We start from the raw sequence: 21,203 nt of genomic DNA on the forward strand, positions 1-21,203 counted from the left end.
GCCGACGCTACGGGGCGCCAGGCTACTGCCAAAGAACGATCCATGCCGCAGTATTCTCACGCCGGCCGCCTTTCAGGGGAAGTTAGAGCGGTTCAGTATACATCGCGCCGGTAGCGGCCCTCCTCCGCCAGTTGTTCCAGCTGGGCGCGGCCGAGGATGTCGGCCAGGGCGTCGTCGACGCCGCCTGCCATGCCTTGCAGGCTGCCGCAGACGTAGATGATGGCGCCGTCGTTGACCCAGGCGCGTACGGTGTCGGCGCGGTCGCGCAGGCAGTCCTGCACGTAGCCGCCGCCGGTGACATCGCGCGAGTAGACCAGGTCCAGCTCGGGCAGGAAGCCCTGCGCGCGCCAACCTTCGATCTCTTGCGCGCAGATGGCGTCATGCTCGCGCTGGCGTTCACCGAACACCAGCCAGTTGCGCCGCGCGCCATCCAGCACACGCGCGCGCAGGTGCGAGCGCAAGCCGGCGATGCCGGAGCCGTTGCCGATGTAGAGGGCCGGCGCCTCCGCCGCGCAGGCATCGAAGGAGGGGTTGGCGATCAGCCGCACCCGCACCTCGTCGCCCAGCGCCGCCTGGTCGGTCAGCCAGCCGGAGGCCAGGCCCAACCCTTCTTCATTACGCACCTGACGCACGATCAACTGCAGGCTGCCATCCGCCGGCACCGACGCCAACGAGTAGCGGCGCGGCGCCACGTCCGGGCCGTAGTGGCCCGGCCAGATGTCCACCAGCGCGCCCGGACGCCAGCCGGCACCGATCTCGCCGCCCAAGGTCACCTCGTACAGCGGGAAGCCGACGCTGCCCGGATTGAGCAGCGTGCGCCCGTCCAGACGCCAGCTGGCGTAATCGCTATCATCAGCGGCCGCGCTCAACGTGATGTCGGCAGTCTCGCCCTCCATCAGCCCACGCAGCGCATGACCCCAGCGCGTCAGCGCGCCGGCATCGCCGTTATCCACTTCAATGATCGGATGCAGCGGCTGCGCGCCCATGAAGGCCAGACGCTGATCCAGCGTGCGGCCAAAGCCGCAGAACTGCACATAGTTGCGGTCCCCCAGCGCCAGCACGGCGTACTGCATATGCTGCAGCTCCGCTTTGGCCGCGTGCAGCAGACGGCTGAAACGACGCGCGCTATCCGGCGGCTCGCCCTCGCCAAAGCTGCTGGCGACGAACAGCGCGCGACGATATTGCCCCAGCTGCGGCGGCGTCAATTTTTCCAGCGACTGCACATGCACCGCCACGCCAGCCTTCTGCAAGGCCGCCGCGCTTTGCAGCGCCAGACGTTCGGCCTGGCCGGTCTGGCTGGCGTAGGCCATCAGCACCGGATCATCATGCGCCGCACCAGCCGGCACCGAGGCGGCGAACTGCGCGCGCTCAGCGCGGGCGATGCGTTTCTGCTTGCGGCGATTCAGATACAGCATCCAGCCGGTGATACCAAAGCCCGGCAGCGCCAGCGCGGCGATGAACACGATCAGCTGACCCACCACGCCAAAGTAGGTACCGAGGTGCAGCGGATAGATGGTCGACTGGAAGCGTGCGCCGAGCGGCTTGTCGGCATACAGCTCATTCTTCAGCAACGCGCCGCTTTGCAGGTTGATCGACATGCTGCTGCGCGCTCGTACGTGTGGCGCATCCTTGGCCACCCACAGAATCTGCAACGGCGCGCTGGCGCGCTCCGGCAGACGCAGGAACGCCATCTGCCAGTTGGGCGCCGTCTGCTGGAAGGTGGCCCAGCTCTGCGTCAGATCGGCCGGTTCGGCCTTCGGCGGCTTGGCGCCCTTCGGCTTGGTCGCGCCCGCGTCACGCGGCGGACGCAGGGTGCCCATCCAGCCATCCGCCATGTCGCGGATCGGATCGAAGGCCCAGTACACGCCGGACAGCGTGAACACCATGAACACCACCATCACCCAGGTACCCACCACCGAGTGCAAGCCCCACAGGAAGGAACGGCCTTTCATGCGTACATCGAAGGTCAGCCAGGTGCGCCAGTCCCACACGCGGCGCGGCCAGCGCAGATAGATACCGGTCAACGCAAGCCCCATCAGGCAAAACGCCAGCACGCCGGCGACCATCTTGCCCGGATCGCGCGGCAGCAGCAGGAAGCGGTGCAGCTGCTCGGTCCATTCGAAGAAGCCTTCATAGGCCAGTTCTGGCAGCAGCGCGCCAGTGTAGGGATTGAGATAAATCGTTTCGCCCTTGCGTTCACCCGGCGCCGGCGCCAGGCCAATGCGTGCGCTGGAACCCGGCGTGTCGTACAGGATGATGCTGGTCACGCGTTCGTGCGGTTTGACCTGCTGCGCGGCCAGCATGAACTGCTGCGGCGTCAGCACCGGCGCGCTTTGTACGGCGACGTTGCGCACGCCCGGGTTCAGCGCATCGAGTATCTGCTCGCGGAAGGCCAGGATGGCACCGGTCAGACCGATCACCATCAGGACAGTGCCGGCGGTGATGCCGACAAACCAATGCAGCTGGAACCAAAGCTTTTTCACAGATCGACTTTCACACTCAGTTTAATCGGGCGCATACCCGCATGGGACGGGCCAATATAAAGGAATCCCGATCATTCTATAGATAATGCGAATCATTATCAATTGTGGGTGTCCGCATCCCGGTCCACCAAAAGAAAAGCCGCCAGATGGCGGCTTTGCGGGAACTTGCAGCGTGAGACGTCAGGCGGCCGCCAGCAGCGCGCGCACCGGTTGGCGTCGGGCGCCGCCGCGATCCACCCGGAACGCCGCCACCGCCTGCGACAGATTGCTGGCCTGCTCTTCCAGCGAGGCCGACGCCGCAGCCGCCTGCTCAACCAGCGCGGCATTCTGCTGCGTGGTGGCATCCAGCGTCGATACCGCCTGATTGATCTGGCTGATGCCGACTTCCTGTTCCTGACCGGCCGCGCTGATCGCCACCATGATGCTGGTCACGCGCTCGATGCTGCTCACGATTTCTTCCATGGTGGCGCCGGCCTCGCGTACCTGGCTGACGCCGCCATCGACCTGGGTCACCGAAGCGCTGATCAGCGCCTTGATATCCTTGGCCGCCTCGGCGCTGCGATGCGCCAGGCTCCGCACCTCGGACGCCACTACCGCGAAGCCACGACCCTGTTCACCGGCACGCGCCGCTTCCACGGCGGCATTCAGCGCCAGAATATTGGTCTGGAACGCGATACCGTCGATCACGCCGATGATGTCCGCAATCCGGCTGGAGGCGGCACGGATCGATTCCATGGTGTGAATCACATTGCCCACCACCTCGCCGCCGCGCGCCGCCACTCGCGACGCTTCCTGCGCCAGCTCATTGGACTGACGGGCGTTATCGGAATTCTGCCGCACGGTCGCGGTCAGCTGCTCCAGCGAGGATGCGGTTTCCTCCAAACTGGCGGCCTGCTGCTCGGTACGGCCGGACAGGTCCAGATTGCCGGTGGCGATTTCGGAAGTGGCGGTGGCGATGCTGGCCGCGCCGTCGCGCACACTGATGACGGTGGCCGCCAGCTTGGTTTGCATCTGCTCCAGCGCGCGCATCAGCTCCGACATCTCGTCATTGCCGCGCACTTCGATATGGTTGGCCAGATCGCCGTCAGCCATGCGCTCGAAGTGCGTGACCGAGGCGCGGATTGGCACCAGGATGGAACGCAGCAAGGACACTGCGGCCGCCAATATCAACAGCACGCCACCGGCGATGGTGCCGATGGTCAGCCAGCGCTGGCTGGCGTAGCGGGTCTGGCTCTGCTCGTATTGGCTGGTATTCGATTTGGCCTGGAACTCGCCCAGCTTCTCGGCGCTCTCCGACAGCTTGGAGAACAGCGGCTGCATCTTGCTCATGGTGATTTTGTCGGCCAGCACGGCGTCCTTGTCACGCAGCGCACGCAGCAGCGGCTCCAGACCCTGCTCGCGGAATGCCTTGCGGTCCTTGTCCATCTGGTCCGACAACAGCTTTTCGTCGTCGCCCTGCGGCAGCGCCAGATAGCGCGCCCACGCCTTGTCGGACGTGGCCATGAAGCTTTCGGCGCGGGCCATGGTCTTGTCCGAATCCGGCAATTCACCGTGCATGGTGACCCGGTCCAGCGCCAGCCGGGCGCGCGCCAGCGTCAGTTGTGATTCGGCGATGGCCATCGCCGACGGCATGGTATTTTCGTTGGCGTCTTGCAGGCTCAGGTTGACCTTCTGCATACCGTACAAACCGCTCAGACCCGTTACCACTATCAATACCCCAAGCACGACCATGGTCGCGATAAGCCTGAATTTGATCGTCACCTTCATGATGAAACACTCCGTCTACTAAGTCGCGGAGCAAGGTCCGCAGGTCGGCAGCGTAGCGGCTGCGAAGAAAGGAAGTGAAACGGGTATGAGGTTTCAAGGGAAATTTCCCGGTGGAATCAATTCTACGCCTAGTTTGTGACAATTGGAAAGAATTTGTTAATTACTATCAATGTGCACGGGACTAAACTGTTGGGAAATAGCCGACAACAGCTAGTGTCCACGCTTTGACAGATTAAACTTTAAAGAACACAATTTAAGGCATTAAATAGAATAACCTGATACAGCGCCCATTTTTATGGACTTTACATTCGCATCAAACACCGAAATAGCGCAGACGCTGGGCAAAAGGTTGGCAGCAATTCGTCTGCAGCGATGCTGGTCCCAAAAAGAGCTGGCAGCACGCGCCGGCCTGAGTCGCAATGCCATCCAAACATTTGAAACGATGGGGACCACCTCGCTGAGCAGTTTGATTGCGATGGTACGTGCGCTGGGTCTGGAGGCGGAGCTGGCGACGCTGTTTCATCTGCCCGAGCCGAAGTCCATCGCCGCAATGGAGGCGGAGGCTGCGGGTCGACGCAAACGCGCGCCACGCACAGCAAAAGGCCAGCCATGAAGAAAATCGAAGTGCGCTATCAGGGATGGGGCGAGGACTGGTTGCTAGGGGTCCTTGCGGACAATGGACGCAACATCCTGTTTGAATACTCCCCCGAGGCACTCACGCAGCAGTTGGAATTGTCCCCATACAAACTCAAGCTACAACAGCACGCCTTCGACAACTTCCCGCGCCACCTTGACCATCTGCCCGGACTCATCGCCGACTCACTGCCTGACGGCTGGGGTAGAGTTCTGATGGACCGCCTGTTCCGTCAGTCAGGCTGGGACCGGGAACCGATCTCGCCGCTGACACGACTTGGCTTCATCGGTCATCGGTCGATGGGCGCGTTGTCGTTCGTGCCGCAGATCCAACCCAATATGGCGCCGGCGTGGCTCGACCTGCAGCAATTAGCCGAAGATACCCAAGTGGTCCTTCGTGACGCAGACCCCGCGTCGCTGCAACAGCTTGCCATTCTGGGCGGTTCGCCCCATGGCGCGCGGCCGAAGGCGCTGGTCCACCTCGACAGGGGCACAGGTTCCATCAGCAGTGACGCCACTGCGACCTCCGACGCTATTTTGGTCAAGTTTCCAGCGCAGGGCGAGCATAAAGAGGTTTGCGCCATCGAACAGGTGTACGCCTGCCTGGCCAGGCGCTGCGGCCTCGACATGCCCGCAACGCACTACTTCGACCTTGGGCCGAAGCTCGCCGGCTTTGGCATTCAGCGCTTCGACATTGAGCGAGGCATGCGGGTGCCTATCCACACGCTGGCCGGCTTGCTGCATGCCGATTTTCGCGAGCCACAAGTCGACTACCAAACGTTTCTGCGCGCCACGCGATTCATGACCAAGGACATCCGGGAGGTGTGGAAAGCGTTCGAGCGCGCAGTGTTCAACGTGCTGTTCAACAATCGGGATGACCATGCCAAAAACTTCTCGTACCGCCTCGACCAGGCTCGGCAATGGAAGCTGGCACCCTGCTACGACCTGACGTTCAATGTCGGGCCGGGCAACCAGCATTTTATGGATGTCGAAGGTGAGGCCAGCAACATCCAGCGCAGCCATCTGCTGGCCCTAGCCAAGAACGCGGACCTCGACCAGGATGGTGCTGGACACATCATTGACCGGATGATCGCCGTGGTCGCCGAGCTTCCAGACTTGCTTAAAAATGCCCCGATACGGTCATCTACCATTTCAACCATCACCAAGCAGATTCGTTCAAACCGCGACCGGCTCAAATAAGCCGATTACGGCCGGCCCGGCTCCCTTTCTAGTCCGTAGAAATATAGCCGCGAACACGTTGTGGGCTATAGCGAGTGAATCGCCACCGCCACACTCGGGTAAAGTCCCTCAAGAATGTGTCTCGATTTGCTAAAAAAGTTAAATGTGGCAAATATAGTCGCTAACAGCATGGGCGCTTGTGCTCCTCTCCTACAATGTTGATTTGCAGCGAAATCTGCCCCACTTCACCACGTAATTTGCAACTGAATCTGACCCACGTTTAAGACACAATCCTACTCAACAAGTTGAGTGGGGAATCGGAGTGATCGACGTGGCACTACTAGGCATTATTCGACGCTGGCACATTCGCGACCGGACCCCAGTGAGAGAGATCGCCAGACGTTTAGGCATCTCAAGAAACACTGTTCGGCGCTATCTGCGCGCTGAAATCACTGAGCCGGCCTACGCCGAGCGGCGCCCACACAGCGCAATAGACAAATATTCGCTCCGGCTTTCGGCCATGCTCAAGACAGAAGCCGCTCGGTCCCGGAAACAACGACGCACGCTCAAACAAATCCATGAGGACCTAAGAGAATTGGGCTTTGAGGGGTCTTACGACAGGGGCGCGGCGTTCGCGAGGGTATGGAGGGCGGGTCAATCTGACAGGGTCAATCCTGCCAGCAAACGAACAAAAGCGTCCAAAGCACTGGCGGAGGCGTTCGTATATGCCAGCGCTGCTCTCCCTTTTGGGATTCGGCCTTCCGTCAAAATCGGCGAGCATGAGTTCGTCGATGGAGGGGTTGCGGACAATACTCCCATAACACCACTTGCGATGCATGATATCGACGAAGTTTGGATCATTCGCCTTCGTCCAGGCCGGATTAACCTTATGAAGCACACTAGCACGGTTTACGAAGAACAGATGTTCGTGCACGGCGTGCCGGCGGACAATAGGCATTTGGCGTTTGAGCAATGGTTGCAGAAGATTCGTGTTGTGCAGATCTGCCCCCAGACGGACCTCGGAGGTATGCTCACTGGTACGCTCAACTTTGCGGAACACCGAAGTAAAATTCTAGTGAGACAAGGATTTCGAACCGCAATGCGCGTCATCAAGAATCCAAGTGCGGAATTGTGTACGTACCACCTCCGGTATAAATTACTTCAGCGCGCGGCGTTCGTAATGAAGGCACTTCCGGGCTGCTCTTTCTGGAATTTTTTTAAACGTGGTTCCAACGATACCGCGTCGCCTTACCCCGATTTAGCCGCATGGTCTCTGAAATTGCCAAATGAGGTTCAACCAGCCAAGTATCGCCACGCTGCGCCAATTAGGCATGCGGCATCGCTGTCAGCAGGCATTATCTCCGCTTCCCTGGCTGCTACTGCTTTTCATGAGAGTCGACATTTCGCAAGCAGCCTTTGGGTCACCTTGGCCGTTTGGCTCATCTTTGTTTTCCCCGGTTGGTGGCCACGTTTTAGACGCATGCAGGGCCTATGAGAACTGAGCTAGGTAATACTGAGCATTCTCATCAAGCCGGACACTCATTCTCATCTCATCCGCACAGCCCATGGCACTTGACGTCGGACTAGCAAGGTTGCTGATCTAAACGGTGCGGTCCCTAAGACTTGACGTCCTCATTGCCAGAGCGGATCGTTGTCCCAACCTGGTGCAAATCCCACGCTCGGCAAGTTCACCTCCGGATGCGCATGGAAAAGATATCGCAGTCCCTCAACGAAATAGTGGTTGGAGTCAATCACGTTAGTCAGGATTCGAATCACAACTGCTCGCATGTAAAACGTGCCGGCATTGGTGAAGTGGTTGAGGTACTGCGGATGAGCCTTCGGATCGAACGGTAATGCCCGATTCCAGATCCTGGAGTGATGCGCGCAGGCGTTACGTAACACATTAAGGCTTCTCAACCAGGATTCGAAAATTGGCGGTGTCGTTCCAAACGAAGCTGCAATTGCCCCCTTGCCCATGTTGAGTTCCTTGTACAGCGTCGACCATTTTCCTAGCGACAGGCATTCGGCGACAGCCCAAGAAGGCGGCAACAAGGGCGACGTGTAAGTTCTGGTGTAGTGATCGATGAACTGATGACTGGATCTCTCAACTTCACGTGTTGCCTCACTAAACCATTTTGCTTGATCTTTTCGATCCTTGAAGATTTGCTTTGAGAAATCCAAGTACCAATGTGGCCCGTGAGCGGTGTTGAGCTCCTGCAGGATAGCCGTCCTCACCGCCACCTCGATACGGTCAATTTGATCCATAACCAAATTGCGCAGTGCTCGGTCAAACTCGTACACGCTCTGGATCTCAACGAAAGCTGTATTGGGCTTGAATACACGCGTCCCATGAGCGAAGCCAGCTAGTGCAGGCACCATGAACGGAAGAGCATAACCGCGGAAGCGGAAATATCCAATCGCACGAATGAAACGTTCGGCAGACGGGACGTCGGCGATCGCAAGACCTTTATGTTGAAGGCGTTGAACGCCGGCAGCGACAGTGAGAACTGGTTTCGCGTACTGCATTTCGTATAGGCAAAAAAATAGCCCACCATTTTTACACTGCTTTTTTGAAGCGCGTGGCGGTGGGCGTTGTTGACGTAATTTTAGCTCAAGAAAAATCTCGACACAAGAAACACTTGCGCAAGCATTCGATTGTACAAGCAATATTTTTGCACAAAATTTTCACACTGTGAAATTCTTAGTGCTTTTATTTTCACTACTTCTACAACGCCTCTCATGCTTATCGGCGAAAGGCGGAATCGAAGTTGAGTCGACCTCCCACTCCTCTTTAGCACGATCAATGCTACACATCCCTCTGTAACTTCCAAATTTTGGTAGGAGGGGGAGTGCATATTTGACAACCAAAGTACCGCGTCGTGACCCTTATCAGGCATAGGGATCACGATGGATTTGTCGATTGATAACCGTCCGCTCGGATCAGAGAAATCTCCGCTCTATGCGCTTACACAATTTAGATGTTCTACTTCCCAGATTGACGCACCGCTTTCCCCGGTTGATGCTCCCATTCGAACAACGAGCTAAAACTGAGGTCCTGAAAGATCCTCTCCTACGGCTTTTAGCCGAGCTGTGGCATTCTCCATCGCCACCTCCAATTGGCGCTCGTCAAGCTTAACCATCAGCTCACTGGCGAAATCCCTTACGTGATTCATAAGGATCTGAATTTCCTCACTTGTCACTATGACCTGCTCCCCATCCTTCGTACGACTACTTCGATGAACGATATCATGGCGCTTGATCACTGCCTCCGCAAAACGCGCGAATGAAGGTGGCCGGATATCAAAGCTGATTTTCAGCAACATGCCGGCGGTCTCTGCTTTATGCCAGACAGTGTCCTGCAGGTAGCTCTTGACCAAAGTTCTTATGCCGTCGTGCCGCTCAAAAATCTCACCAAGCCCCAACTTCTGCTCATTAAAATGTGGCACTTTCTTGATAATCCGACGAACGGCCATTTCATCATGTTCAACCGCGTAGGACACCGACTCCCAAAGGAATGATTCAAGCGCCGTAATTGTGGCAGCAAATGCTAGTTGAATGTTCAAGGTCTTAGCGGCTTCACTACCGGTAAGCTGCAGCATCTCGACAATGTTATTTAGCCGCATCTCCAAGTCCCTCTTCGGTGCAGCCCGTTCGCTGACATCGACATCAAGCAACTCGTCGTAGTCACCATCGTCTACGTATTCAGGAATCAAAGCCCAGCCTGTAACGCCTTCCTCCTCAAGCTCGCGAATTACTTGTTGGAGGATGTCTTCACCAGTATATGCACCAAACTCTGAGGCGATCTCCGACTTGGGCGAATACGGGCCACCTTCTGCATAAATATGGTTATTGCGAGCGCCCGCTAGCAGCAGTGTCCCTGGGTAGTAAAAATTTCGCTTGAACCAGCCGTACATGGCTATCTTCTGCTCTTCTGATCCTGCTCTGCTGAACCAATACTTTTCGATCTCCGCGCGGCTGCCCCACAGTTCGAATGCCTCTTCAGGCAAATTGTCCAACTCATCATCCATTTCGTACATCAATTCCTTCGTCCGCCCCATGACAAACTCCAGTCACATCTGCTTAGTTTGAGCCGTTAGTGATTTGCACAGGCGCAGCAACTTCACTTCCGCTTTCGCCTTTAAAGAATCGCTCAGCCATTTTCGCATTCAGACTATTCGCGAAATTTCTGACTTCGGCCATCAGATTAGCGATTTCCTCCGCGTCGACAGTAATAGGCGCGCCATCCTTAGTTTGCCCGCTACGATGAACAATATCGTGCCGCTTTTTTACGGGCTCGATGAATGGTTTGAAGGAAGGCGGACTTATTTGGAGGCCATGCACAATCATCGGGGCAACCTTCTCCCATTTGTGCCAAACGGTGTCCTGCAAATACGCTTTTACAAAATCCTTCAAGCCTTTCTGCTTAATGAATATCTCACCAAGCGTTAAATTCTGTTTGCTGAAATGGTCAATCTTAGTGACGATTTTCTCCAACGCATCTTCATCGTTTTCCACGACATACGTCATGGTCTCCCACAGGAATGATTCCAACGCGGTGATCGTCCCGCTAAACGCGAACATGCGCGCCAGCGCCATTGCAGTAGACGGTCCATCCAATGATAGGAGCTCGGTGATCTGGTTCAGGCGCCGCTCCAACGCAAGCCGCGGGGTGTCTGGCTCGTCGACGACGACGCCAAAATCCTCGTCGTAGTCTTCAAAATCCCTGTCCCAATGAATGGGGGCCCATCGGTCACCTACCTGCATGTACATTTCAGATACGACTTCTTCGATTGCCTCGTCGTCGGCCACTCCATAGAACCTATGGCCAAGTTCTTCTTGGGGGTCATAGGGGCCGCCATGAATGAAAATGTAGCCCCCCTCTGCAGAAATGTACGGAGTCTCGTTCGCGGGATCACAGTAACGTGCAAGAAACCACGCTTTGAGCGCTTCGCGCTGCTGGGCTGGTGTTGCACTCGACAACCAAGTATTGTCAATTTCGAGAATTGCAGACTCATTGTCCAGAGCCTCCGGCGGCAAATTCGTCCGGTCCCATTCTTCCAATCGATCATTCCAACCCATAGCCATCCTCGGCACGCTATAAATAGGATCTCGTCTCGGGGAGCGCAAGCAACAATAAAGCCTACATCGTATTGCACGAAGCACAAGAAAGGCTCCGTAACGCTCTGCCACTGCCACTGCCACTGCCACTGCCACTGCCACTGCCACTGCCACTGCCACTAAGCATATCAGATTGCAAATATGGAAAATGCGCGAAATATCACGCCAGTCCCGGGTGTGACGGCGTTGTGGGGGAAGCTTGTTGATTTGCCGCGAAATCTGACCCACTTCACCACGTAATTTGCAACTGAATCTGACCCACGTTTAAGACACAATCCTACTCAACAAGTTGAGTGGGGAATCGGAGTGATCGACGTGGCACTACTAGGCATTATTCGACGCTGGCATATTCGCGACCAGGTCCCACTGAGAGAGATCGCCAGACGTTTAGGCATCTCAAGAAACACTGTTCGGGGCTATCTGCGCGCTGAAATCACTGAGCCGGCCTACGCCGAGCGGCGCCCACGCAGCGCAATAGACAAATATTCGCTCCAGCTTTCGGCCATGCTCAAGACAGAAGCGGCTCGGTCCCGGAAACAACGACGCACGCTCAAACAATCCATGAGGACCTAAGAGAATTGGGCTTTGAGGGGTCTTACGACAGAGGCGCGGCGTTCGCGAGGGTATGGAGGGCGGGTCAATCTGACAGGGTCAATCCTGTCAGCAAACGAACCCCGCCGGCTCAATATGGCTGCGGAATCGGAGATGCCTCGACAGCAAGCCGAACAACGTTTCGCGTGGCCAGTCAAAACGTTGGCCTTCAAAAACGGGAATTTGAGAATTTTTTTTCAAGGGTATTTACTGGATTTTTAGATAACATTTTTTGTTAGCGACTATATTTGACTGTTAGTGACTTTTTGCACGTTAGCGACTTTTTTTGTACGGACTACTTTCATAATCGCACCAAATATAGTCGAAAAATGACCCTGGGGCATAGCGCGTAAAAAATAGTCTGCCTAGGAGTGTTAAAGTCGAAAAAGAATCGTGCTTGGTCAGTCAAGGCCCAACTCTCGCACAAATAAAGTCGAAAATAAGTGTGAAAGGCGCAGCCACAGCAGAGCGCTGACGGTGATTCGCAAGAACTAATGGCGGTGATCAACGAGATTGAACGCGACGGTCATTGAGAGCAGGCTGCGGCGACTTACCAGGTTGGTGGCGGCAGCCACGAGAAATATTCAACTGCTCAAGGAAAGCATGTTCAACTACACTGTACATATAATCGCATCCTTCGGGGAGCTGAAATGAATGGCAAAAATTCAATTATGAAAGCAATGATTGCAAATCATAAAACTGACGCGGCTGAACGCAGAAAGTTGCGTCAGACGAAAATGGTAGCTAGGCCGCCGCTAGTTGTTCAGCCAAAGGATGGCGTTATCACCGTACGGCTTCGGGAGGACGCAAAGCCATTGTCTGCGTTGGGAGGAGTGGTTAAGGTCTTAGGCCATTCACGCATCGACATACCCGAATTTAAGTTGCGTCGAAGTCGGTGAATCTTAGTCAGCTGTAAAGGTATGGCACGACCGATCGCTAATCCAGACACACCAAGCTTTGTCCGTCACTCTTCTTCTGGGGAAGCTCCCCGCTCTATAAACCAAGATGAGACCCGTGTATGCACCCGCGCCGGGAAGGCTCGTAAAGGGCACATAGTGGTAGATTAGGTAGCGGCTAATCTTTGATATTAGCTGAATCGGACTTATTTGCTGGCCAGCAATAATAAGGCCGATTTGCCAAATTGGGATCCTCAAGAGAAACCTCCTACTTAGCTCCCGTAGTCTTTCCTGCCTTTTTTTGTTTTGTCGTAATTACAGCGCATGTTCGAATCAAACGATCGGCATAAGCGAAACCAGCGCGGCGTACAGATCTCTCAGTCACCAGGAATATCCAGCAAACTAACATGATGGCGCTGATAGTTATCGGCATGGCCTGTTGGATTGAAACACTGCTCAGGATCTGGCGCACACTGCCAGACATATCCGTTTGCAGATAAAAATGGACGGCACTAATAGCCATTGTTGCGCATGAGATGACGATGCCGATCCATTTCAAGCCACGCATATTCCTCTGGAATCCATAGTGCTTGTTCTCTTTGAACACCAGCGCGTGCTTTTTTGTATCCTGAGTCTTGGATATGAGCCACGCGCTGCCAGCACGATAAAAGGTATCAGCTTGCTCCGGGCTTTTGTCCTCCAAGGCAGGGCTTGGCGCGGCTCTTGATATGCCTTGTCCTATGGCGAGGTGATACTGCTTCTTCGTCAGGGAATCAATCGTGCTATCACGATGCCGAAGCAAGACGGTGGTCGGCTTCCCACCCCATTCACCATTCAAGCGTTCTTCAAGCGCTTTTCCCAGATCTCTCGCAATTCTCGCTAACAGCAAGGGACCGCCACATGTGATGAGCAACGAGACTGCCGTCATCAATAGTGGATGCTTTGAGCCGAATATATAGTTGTTTTGTATTGCCCATTGGAATGGGCTCGACGGTACTTGTTGATTCACCTTCAGTCGGCTAGTTTAGATGCGGTCGGTGGCTCGTTTTCCGCACCTGACGCACTATGTGCGTCGGGTGGAATCTCAAGCATGGCTGACGGTAGCATCCGGCCGAACATGCTTTCGAACATCGCTCCCGCCTGTCCCGCCGCACGCCGGAATTGCTGGCGCAGATCAGCAGCGATCTTCGGATCGGTGTTGGCAATATAGCGCCGCTGCAGCGCCTGCATACCGCGTAACTGGTCCTGCAGTGGCGAAAGCAGATCGGTCGCTGCCCGGCCACCGACATACGCGCCTTGGCTCATACCCATCAGTGTCAGTAAGGTGGCGGAGATATGCAGACTGCCAAGCTTGCTCGCGCCGCTCGCCACCACGTACGCCGCGATCACGCATGTGAACACCAACATCTGGAATTTATAGATGTCGAAGCGGCGATCGGTCATCAGTAGGCCGCTCGGCGCGCCTCCACTCCGGGATTCAGCCACTGGTGCGGTGAACCAGCCGAGTTGCTGCACATACCGATAAACTTCGTCGTCGAGATTTTTGCGGATTGCCACCGCCACTTGGCTAGCGGCTGTTCCCGCCGTCGAAATGCCAATCAGATAAAGCAAGTCGTTCGATAATTCTTCCAGCAATCCGGTGCGTAGCCATTGATAGAACAGCAGCGTTGCCACGATCAGCGTGAACACCAGCATCTGCAGCTGCGACAGGCTGGCCTGCCCATTCTGTCCAGTGATATTCCAGGGTAGTAGTCGAGGACCGAGATTATGCAAGCCGCTGGCCGCAGTGGCGTGTGTGCGCGCCACAGGCGCCACCGCAATGCCAGCGATCAGGTAGAAAAACACGGCAAACAGCAAGGCGGCGAAGATGGATGTTCCCTGATGCGAAATGATGACCGGCATGTCGCGGCCGAAATAGACTGCGCCGCGTGAACCATCCGTGTAAGCATAGGCGGCAATTTTCAGCCGCAGCGACTGCTCTTGTTCCCACAGTTTCCAGAATGGTTGGTTGTCGCTCCCGCTGCCGAATTCGCCTGTATTGGGGACGCGAAAATGAATGCGCGTCGTCGGCTGCACTTGGCTGGCGTCATGCGGATTGACATCCTTGACCACTTCTACACTCTCGAAGGTAATCGGTAGCGCCAACGTGTCACTGCCGCGCCGCAGCTCAAAATAGCCAAGCAAGCAGACCTTGTCGAGTTGGGGAGCAAAGTCGGGTGTCACGCTTAGATAAGCCAGCGTACCACTGGCCAAACTGGGCGATGATAAGCGAATATGCGCGTTGTCGAGCGTGTCGATGGCAGTGGCGACCGGTTGGCGCATGTTGGCAAGGCGCGTCTCCGGTGCGGCGCCACGTGCCGTGCACGCAGGATCAGCCAAGCCAGTCGTCGCCTGTGCGACTGTGGAGACCAGCACGCACACCGCCATGCAGAGCAACCGTTTCATGATTGATCCTCCAAACGAGGCAAGGGCAGGCCCAGCACGTGCAGCGCACGCGTCCAGCGTGCCTTGCGCTGCGCCAAGCCAGTGGAGCCACCATTGACCAGCTTGCAGATGCGCTCGAACGTGACTTCGGCGTCGAGGCCGGAACACTGGTCGGCCAGCGCGTTTAGTCCCCGGCTTTGCCAGAACCAGGCGGCCGAACGTGCCGCAGCCTCCGGCAACAGCAGCAGATCCGGGTCGGCAAGTGCATCGAGGCCGCTGGCGCGCGAAAAGCTGGCATAGTTCTCGCGGCCGGTCAGCTGTATCAGGCCGCGGCCGCGGTAACGCCAACCGTCGCCACTGGCCTCGCCGCGATTGCCCAGGCGTGCGCCGTAAAGATGATTTGCCAGCGCCTGAGCCCGGTGACTGTAGCGTACGGCGCTGGCAGCGTCTGGAAATTTGTGCGGCCAGAGCTGGCGAAGCCGGTGCGGCGAATAGTTCAGCAGTTCTTCCTTCCGACGCAACTCATCCGACTCGACCAGCAGCTGCGCCAGAAAGGCAGCCTGGCGTGTCGCCGTGTCGATCGCGTAGGCGTGCATCGCGACATTCAATGGCCGAGCCCAGAAGTGCGCTCGTTGTGCGGTTTCGTGCCCTGTCAGCAGCAGGTTGAGCTCATGCGAGGTAATGTCCTTCATGGGAGACTCCTGTTGTATGCGGCGAACAGCGCGCAGGTGGTGGCCGCGCTGCCCTGCGGTTGAATACTAGCGGCGGTCAGGTCAGATCGCGGTGCCCCTCGTCGCTAGTGTCGCTGGCCATTTCATCAAGCCCGCGCATTGCCAGTATCCTGCCAGCGCTGCTGGCGGAGCTGAGCAGCTGGGCCAGACGTTCGCTGTCCGCACGCATTTGTTGGTTCACGTGGTCGGCGAACATCAATAGAATGCCCGGCATCTCGTTATGGTCATCGGCACGGCGTAGGTCGCCGACGCACGCGCCGCAGCGTTCGATAAAGGTGTCCAGCGTAGTTTTCCATTGCGACCCTAGCCCGCTGGTTAGATCAAGCTGCACATCGAGCAGAGCCCGCATCGTGGAAAGCACGGCAGGATGGCAGGCGCCGAGAGTGCCCCGCAGCAGCGCCATCGCCTGGTTACGCTGGCGTTCGCCGATTTGCTGGTTCAGGTCGAGCATTGATTTGACTGCGCGCGCCATCGTGGCCTGGGTTGTTTCGAATCCAAAAAGCGTTTGTGCTAAAGCCATGGTATGACTCCTTTTTAAGATCAGGGATTAAGGTTTGTCGCCGAGGCGGGTGATCATTGACATCACTGCCTGCATCTGCGGTGCATTGCGGGTGACGAAGGAATCAGCGGGGTGATCGCCGTTCGAATAGCCCCAGAAGTCCCAGCAGCCGCGCGGATTGAAAGGCACGCCCTCCGATGCATGCGCCTGGGGATACAGTACGATCAGTCGGTTGTTATCGGCGATTTCGTTGTAGCCGACGTGTGCGTAAAAGCTATCTTTGATCGCGGAGGCTCCCTGATGGCAGCCGTGGAAGGCCACATGCACTGCGCAGCCTCCATTGCGACAGGCATCCGGCACATACACCCAGCCGTCGTCGTCCATGCTGGCGCGAAAATCCTGCGCGAACACTTTCTGGTTGAAGCGGATGAGCGTGCCGGCCGGGGTGCTGCTTGCCGGCGCGGTGCGGTCCGGATATAGGTGGCGTAGCAACTCGTGCGCCTGCATAAACCCGCAATTATTGATGTAGGGCGAGGCCGTTGCAGAGCAGCTCTGGTCATGGACGTCGCTGGTGATGAAGGCATGGCCGGCGTCTGGGACTTTCACGTACTTGATTTGCGACGGTGCGGCGCCGGCAGACTCGTAGTACGCTTGGACCTGATCAACGACGATGGTCTTGACCGTATCATCTTTGCCGCCGCTGAATATATACACCCGCTGCCGCTTCAAGTTGTCAACGCCGTCGATCTTGCCGCCGTCCGCGAACGCGCGTGCCAACATCCACGAGCGATCCGCGCTGGCGGCCACCTCGGCCGAGAACGGTGTCATGCAGGTCGCCGTCGCATTATCGAGCGTACCGATGGCGGCGTAGGTCAGGGCGCACGCGAACGGTCCTGCCGCCACCACGCCGACCCCGCTGATCCGGCTGGAAAACACCGTGGCCAGCTGAGCCGCCATGAAGCCGCCGGACGAAATGCCGGAGACGGTGGTCTGGTCCAAACGGGCCCCCAGCGCCGGCAGAGATTCCGTCCTGGCGGATGCCGGCAGTGAGGCGGCGAAGGCGACGCATATCATTGTTGCTGCACAAATGAGTCGTTTCATGTTGATTCCTCTGTTGTATTAGATAGATTCCCTGGCTAGGCCATCTGGCGCCGCCCGCTTGGAGAGCGGCGCCACCGGTTCACGTGCCCAGCAGCCGACGCAGGTTGTGCAGTTGGGGCAGACCTGCACCAAAGCGGTTGTCGCTGTCGGACAGTGACACCGGCGAGCACAGCAGCTTTATAAGGCGGAACAGCGCCGTCACCCGCGTCGGCCCACGCGGACCGAAATAGCCCGCGAGCGCTGGATCGCTGAGCAGCAACGCCGCCAAGCCGGCAACGTGCGGTGCCGCCATTGAGGTGCCTGAGTCGGAGGCATAGCGGTTGCCTGGCACGGTCGAGACGATGCCGACCCCGGGGGCACACACCGCCACCTGTGGCCCGAAGCAGGAGAACTGCGGCGAGAAGAAGCCATCCTGGGTTTCCGAACCCGCCACGACTTGGCTCTGCTCCCAGGTGTCGAGCGGTAATGCGTGGCGCATGCCCAGCGCTGAAACCGCCAGAACATAGCGCGACTGCGCCGGATACTGTACCGGACCACCGGAGTTGCCTGCTGCGACAATTACCGCCACGCCGGCATGGGCTGCCTCAATCAGCTTTTGCTCAACCGCTTCCGATATCTGCGGCGCTCCCAGGCTCAGGTTGACCACGTCGATCTCATGGTCGATGCAGTAATTCAGCGCTTTGACCAGGGCACTGAACTGGCCGCCGGGGAAGATCTTCAACGCGTGGATTTCTGCCTCCGGTGCAAAGCCGCGCATGGCGCCCGCTTCCGGGCTAGCACCCTGGTCCAGGCGGGCGCCGATTACGCCGGCACAATGTGTGCCGTGGCCGATACTGTCCTGGCGCCAGCTGTTAATATCACCGCCGTCGGTCAGGTCAATGCCGCTTCTGACGTGCTCCAGGAACGGGTGGCTGGCGTCAGCGCCGGAATCTACGATGGCCACCTTGACTCCCTTGCCACCGTGGCCTTGAGTCTCCGGTGTGAGGCCCATCAGACGCTGGCCCCAGCCGTAGGCGGCGACCGGCGGCACATCGGGGTTGGGTTCGTTCAGCGGGGTGACGATCACCAGATTGGGGGCGGCCGAATCAAGGGTGACGCGGTGCAGGAACTTGTTCCAGTAGCCGTTGAGCGGACGCACGAACAGCGTGCGCACGGGCTCCTCGCGTAATTGGGTCAGTTGCAGCCGCACTTGGCCACGGGCATCGGTCGAACCGGTGGCAGCTGGCCCGTCGGTGACCACCGTCACCGAAGCCTCCGGCACAGGTCGACCTTCCTTGTCATGCACGATGATCACCACGTCACGGGCTTGCGGTTCGTCGAACGCGGACTGCGGGTGCAGCGCCGGTGTGGCGTCAACTTCGTGCTTGCGTCCGTAGCTGAGGGGCAGATCTTCTTCGACGATGACGCGGCCGCCGGCGCTTGCGCGGATCGCATGCGCATGGATCGCATCAATCTCGACAACATAGTGTGCGACCGCCTCGTCCTCGCTGCTGGATAGGTGATGCGATTGCTTGTGGCCCGGAATCTGCTGGCAGATTTCCACGCCGGGAATCCGCGTGACATGGGCGTGCAGCTCCGCCGCGCTGGGCGGACGCACACCGGCAGCAGCGGCATGCACGTGACGCCGCGGCGCAATCAAGAATTGACGGCGTTCGCCGGTGACGGGCACGGCGCCCGACGGGCTGCCGTAATTCGGTGTTCTATCGATCATGATGTACTCCTGTGCACAGCACTGAACCTGCAATGGGTGAAGGAAACCGCCGGCCGCCGGCATCGTCGCGCGGGGCCGGCGCGAAGCTTAGTAGCCGGTCTGGATAAACGACGGGCTGGCCGAGAACGGCAGCAGCGCAGCGCCTTGGCCCGCTAGATTGCCGACAGTGGCCAGCGCCGGCTGGCCAAATACTTCAGCGGCCTTGTTGCCCAGCAGTGGCGCCAGCTTACTCAGCGCAGCGCCGACCGGATGGTTACCCAGCTGGCTGGTCAGTACCGACAGCACCGAGCCCACGGTGTGGTAGCCGGCGTTGTTGGCGATGCCCGGCGCGGCCTGGACGATAGCGCCGGTGATCGGGCTGTGCACGATCTCGGACACCACGTGACCAGCCTTGCTGACCAAGTCGCCTAGGACGCCCTGCGGCGCTAGTTGTGGACCGGCCGAGAACGGGATCAGATGCGACAGGTTGCTGACCACGCCACCGATCTGTGCGCCGGTGTTGCCATGGCCGAAGATGCCGCCGATCGCGCCGCCCACCGTGGGAGCGAGATGGCCAACCAGGTCGCCGAAGAAGCCCTGCGGCGCCAGCTGCGGGCCGGCCGAGAATGGGATCAGGTGCGACAGATTGCTGACCACGCCGCCGATCTGTGCGCCGGTGTTGGCGTGGCCAAGCAGACCACCGAGGGCACCGCCCACAGTGGGGGCCAGATGGCCGACCAGGTCGCCAAAGAAGCCTTGCGGAGCAAGCTGGACTGGCGCCGCGCCCAGAGGTACCTGACGGACGATGTAGGAAGTTGGGTAAACCTGATGATTGATCATGATGACTCCAGAATGAAAGAAGAAAACGGCACAACGGTCGCGGTGCCGCGTCACGCCGGGTGAATCATTTAATTCCTTACCGGCAAAGCCATTCTGGTTGCCTCGCCCCCCCTATCGCCATTCGGCAAATGCTGTATGCGCTCACCGCTACTGAAAGAATCATTGCATCTTTACAAATTTTTAAAATAAGTAATGTTTACTTTATGGCATTGCCAGATAGATAATTGACTGCCGTTTCTGCACTGAAACTCTCAGTGGGTGAGGCGGAGATGTCGTCGATCTATTCCGAAAAGTGCCCAGTGATGGCAGCGGTTGTAGGCGGCCTTGCGGGCAATTCCACAGGAGTTGGCATGCATTTGACTGCAAGGGAAAACGCTGTATTAGCATTGATTGCGCACGGCTCGAGTGACCGGGATATTTCCGGCGCGCTTCGTGTAACGCTGGGTACTGCCCGCAAGCATCGCGAAAACATCCAGCAAAAACTGAACGCCGGCAAAGCGGCGTTATTGGTGTGGCACTACCTTCGTCTCCATCCCGGCGAACTTAAAAAAAGCCGATAGCGCCCGCGCCGCACGAATTCTCACCGCAGGAGTTGAGGGTGCTGCAATTGCTTAGCTGCGGCAAGAGTGACAAGCAAGTGGCCAAATCGCTGGGCCTCAGCGACCTGACGGTGCGGACCTACCGAACCAAGCTATTCAAGAAAGCCAATGTCTCCAACATCTGCGCTCTGCTCTACCGTGCTTATTGCGAGCAATGGATTACTTGGTCGGAAAGCGAGCCTGATGATTAACATTAGGCAGGCAAATAGAAAAAGCCCCGAATACGGGTCCAGGCTAGGACGCCTGAATCTGCTTGTGTACTCAATCCCACGCAAAATCCAGTTTTTCTTTGATGCTCCAATGGTTTACTTGAACAACCTGAGTTGTTTTGTTGCACAAGCTGCGGGGAGGAATCCCGACCAAGCTGCACTACTGTCCCGGCGAACGAATGCCCGGTTCCGCGGCAGTTCCATGGCGCGTAGCCATAAAGAAAGGAATGTCATTTGAGATTGACACCGCGCTCTTAGAAACCTCGGCTTCTAATGAGCGCTCTATCAGCTATCGATTGCGCGCATCGTCACCTCTTGTTAAGTTGCACTGAAATCTGACCCACCTTTCCCACGAATTTGCAACGGAATCTGACCCACGTTAGTAGCACAATTCCCCCTGTCTTTTCGGCAGGAGATCGGAGTGATCGACGTGGCATTGCTAG

General features: G+C 57.6%; 17 protein-coding genes. 5 read left to right on the forward strand and 12 right to left on the reverse strand.

All coding sequences use genetic code 11. The features are described 5' to 3' along the window. Positions 1 to 92: 92 nt before the first annotated feature. Positions 93 to 2,483, reverse strand: coding sequence for a PepSY domain-containing protein (locus tag GJ699_RS14330; protein ID WP_371867560.1), 2,391 nt, complete (start codon positions 2,481 to 2,483; stop codon positions 93 to 95). Positions 2,484 to 2,663: 180 nt separating this feature from the next. Further along, on the reverse strand, positions 2,664 to 4,250 hold the full coding sequence (locus tag GJ699_RS14335) for a methyl-accepting chemotaxis protein (RefSeq protein ID WP_154377270.1): 1,587 nt from the start codon (positions 4,248 to 4,250) through the stop codon (positions 2,664 to 2,666). A 295-nt stretch (positions 4,251 to 4,545) separates the two neighbouring features. On the opposite strand from GJ699_RS14335, the gene GJ699_RS14340 reads away from it, so the two are divergent. From GJ699_RS14340 to GJ699_RS35310, 3 genes are all read left to right on the forward strand, one after another. Beyond that, entirely contained in the window at positions 4,546 to 4,863 is a 318-nt protein-coding gene (locus GJ699_RS14340) for a helix-turn-helix domain-containing protein (RefSeq protein ID WP_154377273.1), read from the forward strand. Further along, positions 4,860 to 6,083, forward strand: coding sequence for a type II toxin-antitoxin system HipA family toxin (locus GJ699_RS14345; RefSeq protein ID WP_154377275.1), 1,224 nt, complete (start codon positions 4,860 to 4,862; stop codon positions 6,081 to 6,083). The genes GJ699_RS14340 and GJ699_RS14345 overlap by 4 nt, the downstream gene beginning before the upstream one ends. Positions 6,084 to 6,384: 301 nt before the next feature. Beyond that, positions 6,385 to 7,557: a patatin-like phospholipase family protein gene (locus GJ699_RS35310; RefSeq protein ID WP_371867561.1), complete on the forward strand. Its 1,173-nt coding sequence runs from the start codon at positions 6,385 to 6,387 to the stop codon at positions 7,555 to 7,557. Between the two features lie 137 nt (positions 7,558 to 7,694). Here GJ699_RS35310 and GJ699_RS14355 read toward each other — a convergent pair whose 3' ends face one another. The 10 genes from GJ699_RS14355 to GJ699_RS14400 form a co-directional block, all read right to left on the reverse strand. Next, the gene (locus GJ699_RS14355) at positions 7,695 to 8,588 is read right to left on the reverse strand and encodes an Abi family protein (RefSeq protein WP_154377277.1); all 894 of its coding nucleotides are present in this window, start codon (positions 8,586 to 8,588) and stop codon (positions 7,695 to 7,697) included. Positions 8,589 to 9,103: 515 nt separating this feature from the next. Next, a complete protein-coding gene (locus GJ699_RS14360) occupies positions 9,104 to 10,120 on the reverse strand; it encodes a hypothetical protein (protein WP_154377279.1) in 1,017 nt (338 codons plus the stop codon). A gap of 22 nt (positions 10,121 to 10,142) precedes the next feature. Continuing rightward, complete coding sequence (locus GJ699_RS14365; protein WP_154377281.1) at positions 10,143 to 11,141, reverse strand: hypothetical protein; 999 nt, start codon at positions 11,139 to 11,141, stop codon at positions 10,143 to 10,145. A gap of 1,794 nt (positions 11,142 to 12,935) precedes the next feature. Next, positions 12,936 to 13,676 carry a hypothetical protein gene (locus GJ699_RS14370; RefSeq protein WP_154377283.1) on the reverse strand — a complete coding sequence of 247 codons (741 nt, stop codon included), beginning with the start codon at positions 13,674 to 13,676 and terminating at the stop codon, positions 12,936 to 12,938. A gap of 2 nt (positions 13,677 to 13,678) precedes the next feature. Further along, the gene (locus GJ699_RS14375) at positions 13,679 to 15,112 is read right to left on the reverse strand and encodes a hypothetical protein (protein WP_154377285.1); all 1,434 of its coding nucleotides are present in this window, start codon (positions 15,110 to 15,112) and stop codon (positions 13,679 to 13,681) included. After that, positions 15,109 to 15,783: a glycoside hydrolase family 19 protein gene (locus GJ699_RS14380; protein WP_154377287.1), complete on the reverse strand. Its 675-nt coding sequence runs from the start codon at positions 15,781 to 15,783 to the stop codon at positions 15,109 to 15,111. Before GJ699_RS14380 ends, GJ699_RS14375 begins: the two co-directional genes overlap by 4 nt. Positions 15,784 to 15,859: 76 nt before the next feature. Further along, positions 15,860 to 16,342, reverse strand: a complete 483-nt coding sequence (locus GJ699_RS14385; protein WP_154377290.1) for a hypothetical protein — start codon at positions 16,340 to 16,342, stop codon at positions 15,860 to 15,862. Between the two features lie 27 nt (positions 16,343 to 16,369). After that, positions 16,370 to 17,422 (reverse strand): extracellular catalytic domain type 2 short-chain-length polyhydroxyalkanoate depolymerase, encoded by a 1,053-nt coding sequence (locus GJ699_RS14390; protein ID WP_154377292.1) that lies wholly within the window; start codon positions 17,420 to 17,422, stop codon positions 16,370 to 16,372. Between the two features lie 79 nt (positions 17,423 to 17,501). Then, positions 17,502 to 19,133 carry a S8 family serine peptidase gene (locus GJ699_RS14395; protein WP_195763543.1) on the reverse strand — a complete coding sequence of 544 codons (1,632 nt, stop codon included), beginning with the start codon at positions 19,131 to 19,133 and terminating at the stop codon, positions 17,502 to 17,504. A gap of 87 nt (positions 19,134 to 19,220) precedes the next feature. Further along, positions 19,221 to 19,952, reverse strand: a complete 732-nt coding sequence (locus GJ699_RS14400; RefSeq protein ID WP_154377296.1) for a hypothetical protein — start codon at positions 19,950 to 19,952, stop codon at positions 19,221 to 19,223. 269 nt (positions 19,953 to 20,221) lie between these two features. Here GJ699_RS14400 and GJ699_RS14405 point away from each other — a divergent pair, with 269 nt between their 5' ends. Both GJ699_RS14405 and GJ699_RS14410 read left to right on the forward strand, forming a co-directional pair. Then, the gene (locus tag GJ699_RS14405; protein WP_154377298.1) at positions 20,222 to 20,512 is read left to right on the forward strand and encodes a LuxR C-terminal-related transcriptional regulator; all 291 of its coding nucleotides are present in this window, start codon (positions 20,222 to 20,224) and stop codon (positions 20,510 to 20,512) included. Beyond that, the gene (locus tag GJ699_RS14410) at positions 20,509 to 20,742 is read left to right on the forward strand and encodes a helix-turn-helix transcriptional regulator (RefSeq protein WP_371867564.1); all 234 of its coding nucleotides are present in this window, start codon (positions 20,509 to 20,511) and stop codon (positions 20,740 to 20,742) included. Before GJ699_RS14405 ends, GJ699_RS14410 begins: the two co-directional genes overlap by 4 nt. Positions 20,743 to 21,203 lie beyond the last annotated feature (461 nt).

Source organism: Duganella guangzhouensis (genome assembly GCF_009674535.1).
GTDB classification, from domain to species: domain Bacteria; phylum Pseudomonadota; class Gammaproteobacteria; order Burkholderiales; family Burkholderiaceae_D; genus Rugamonas; species Rugamonas guangzhouensis.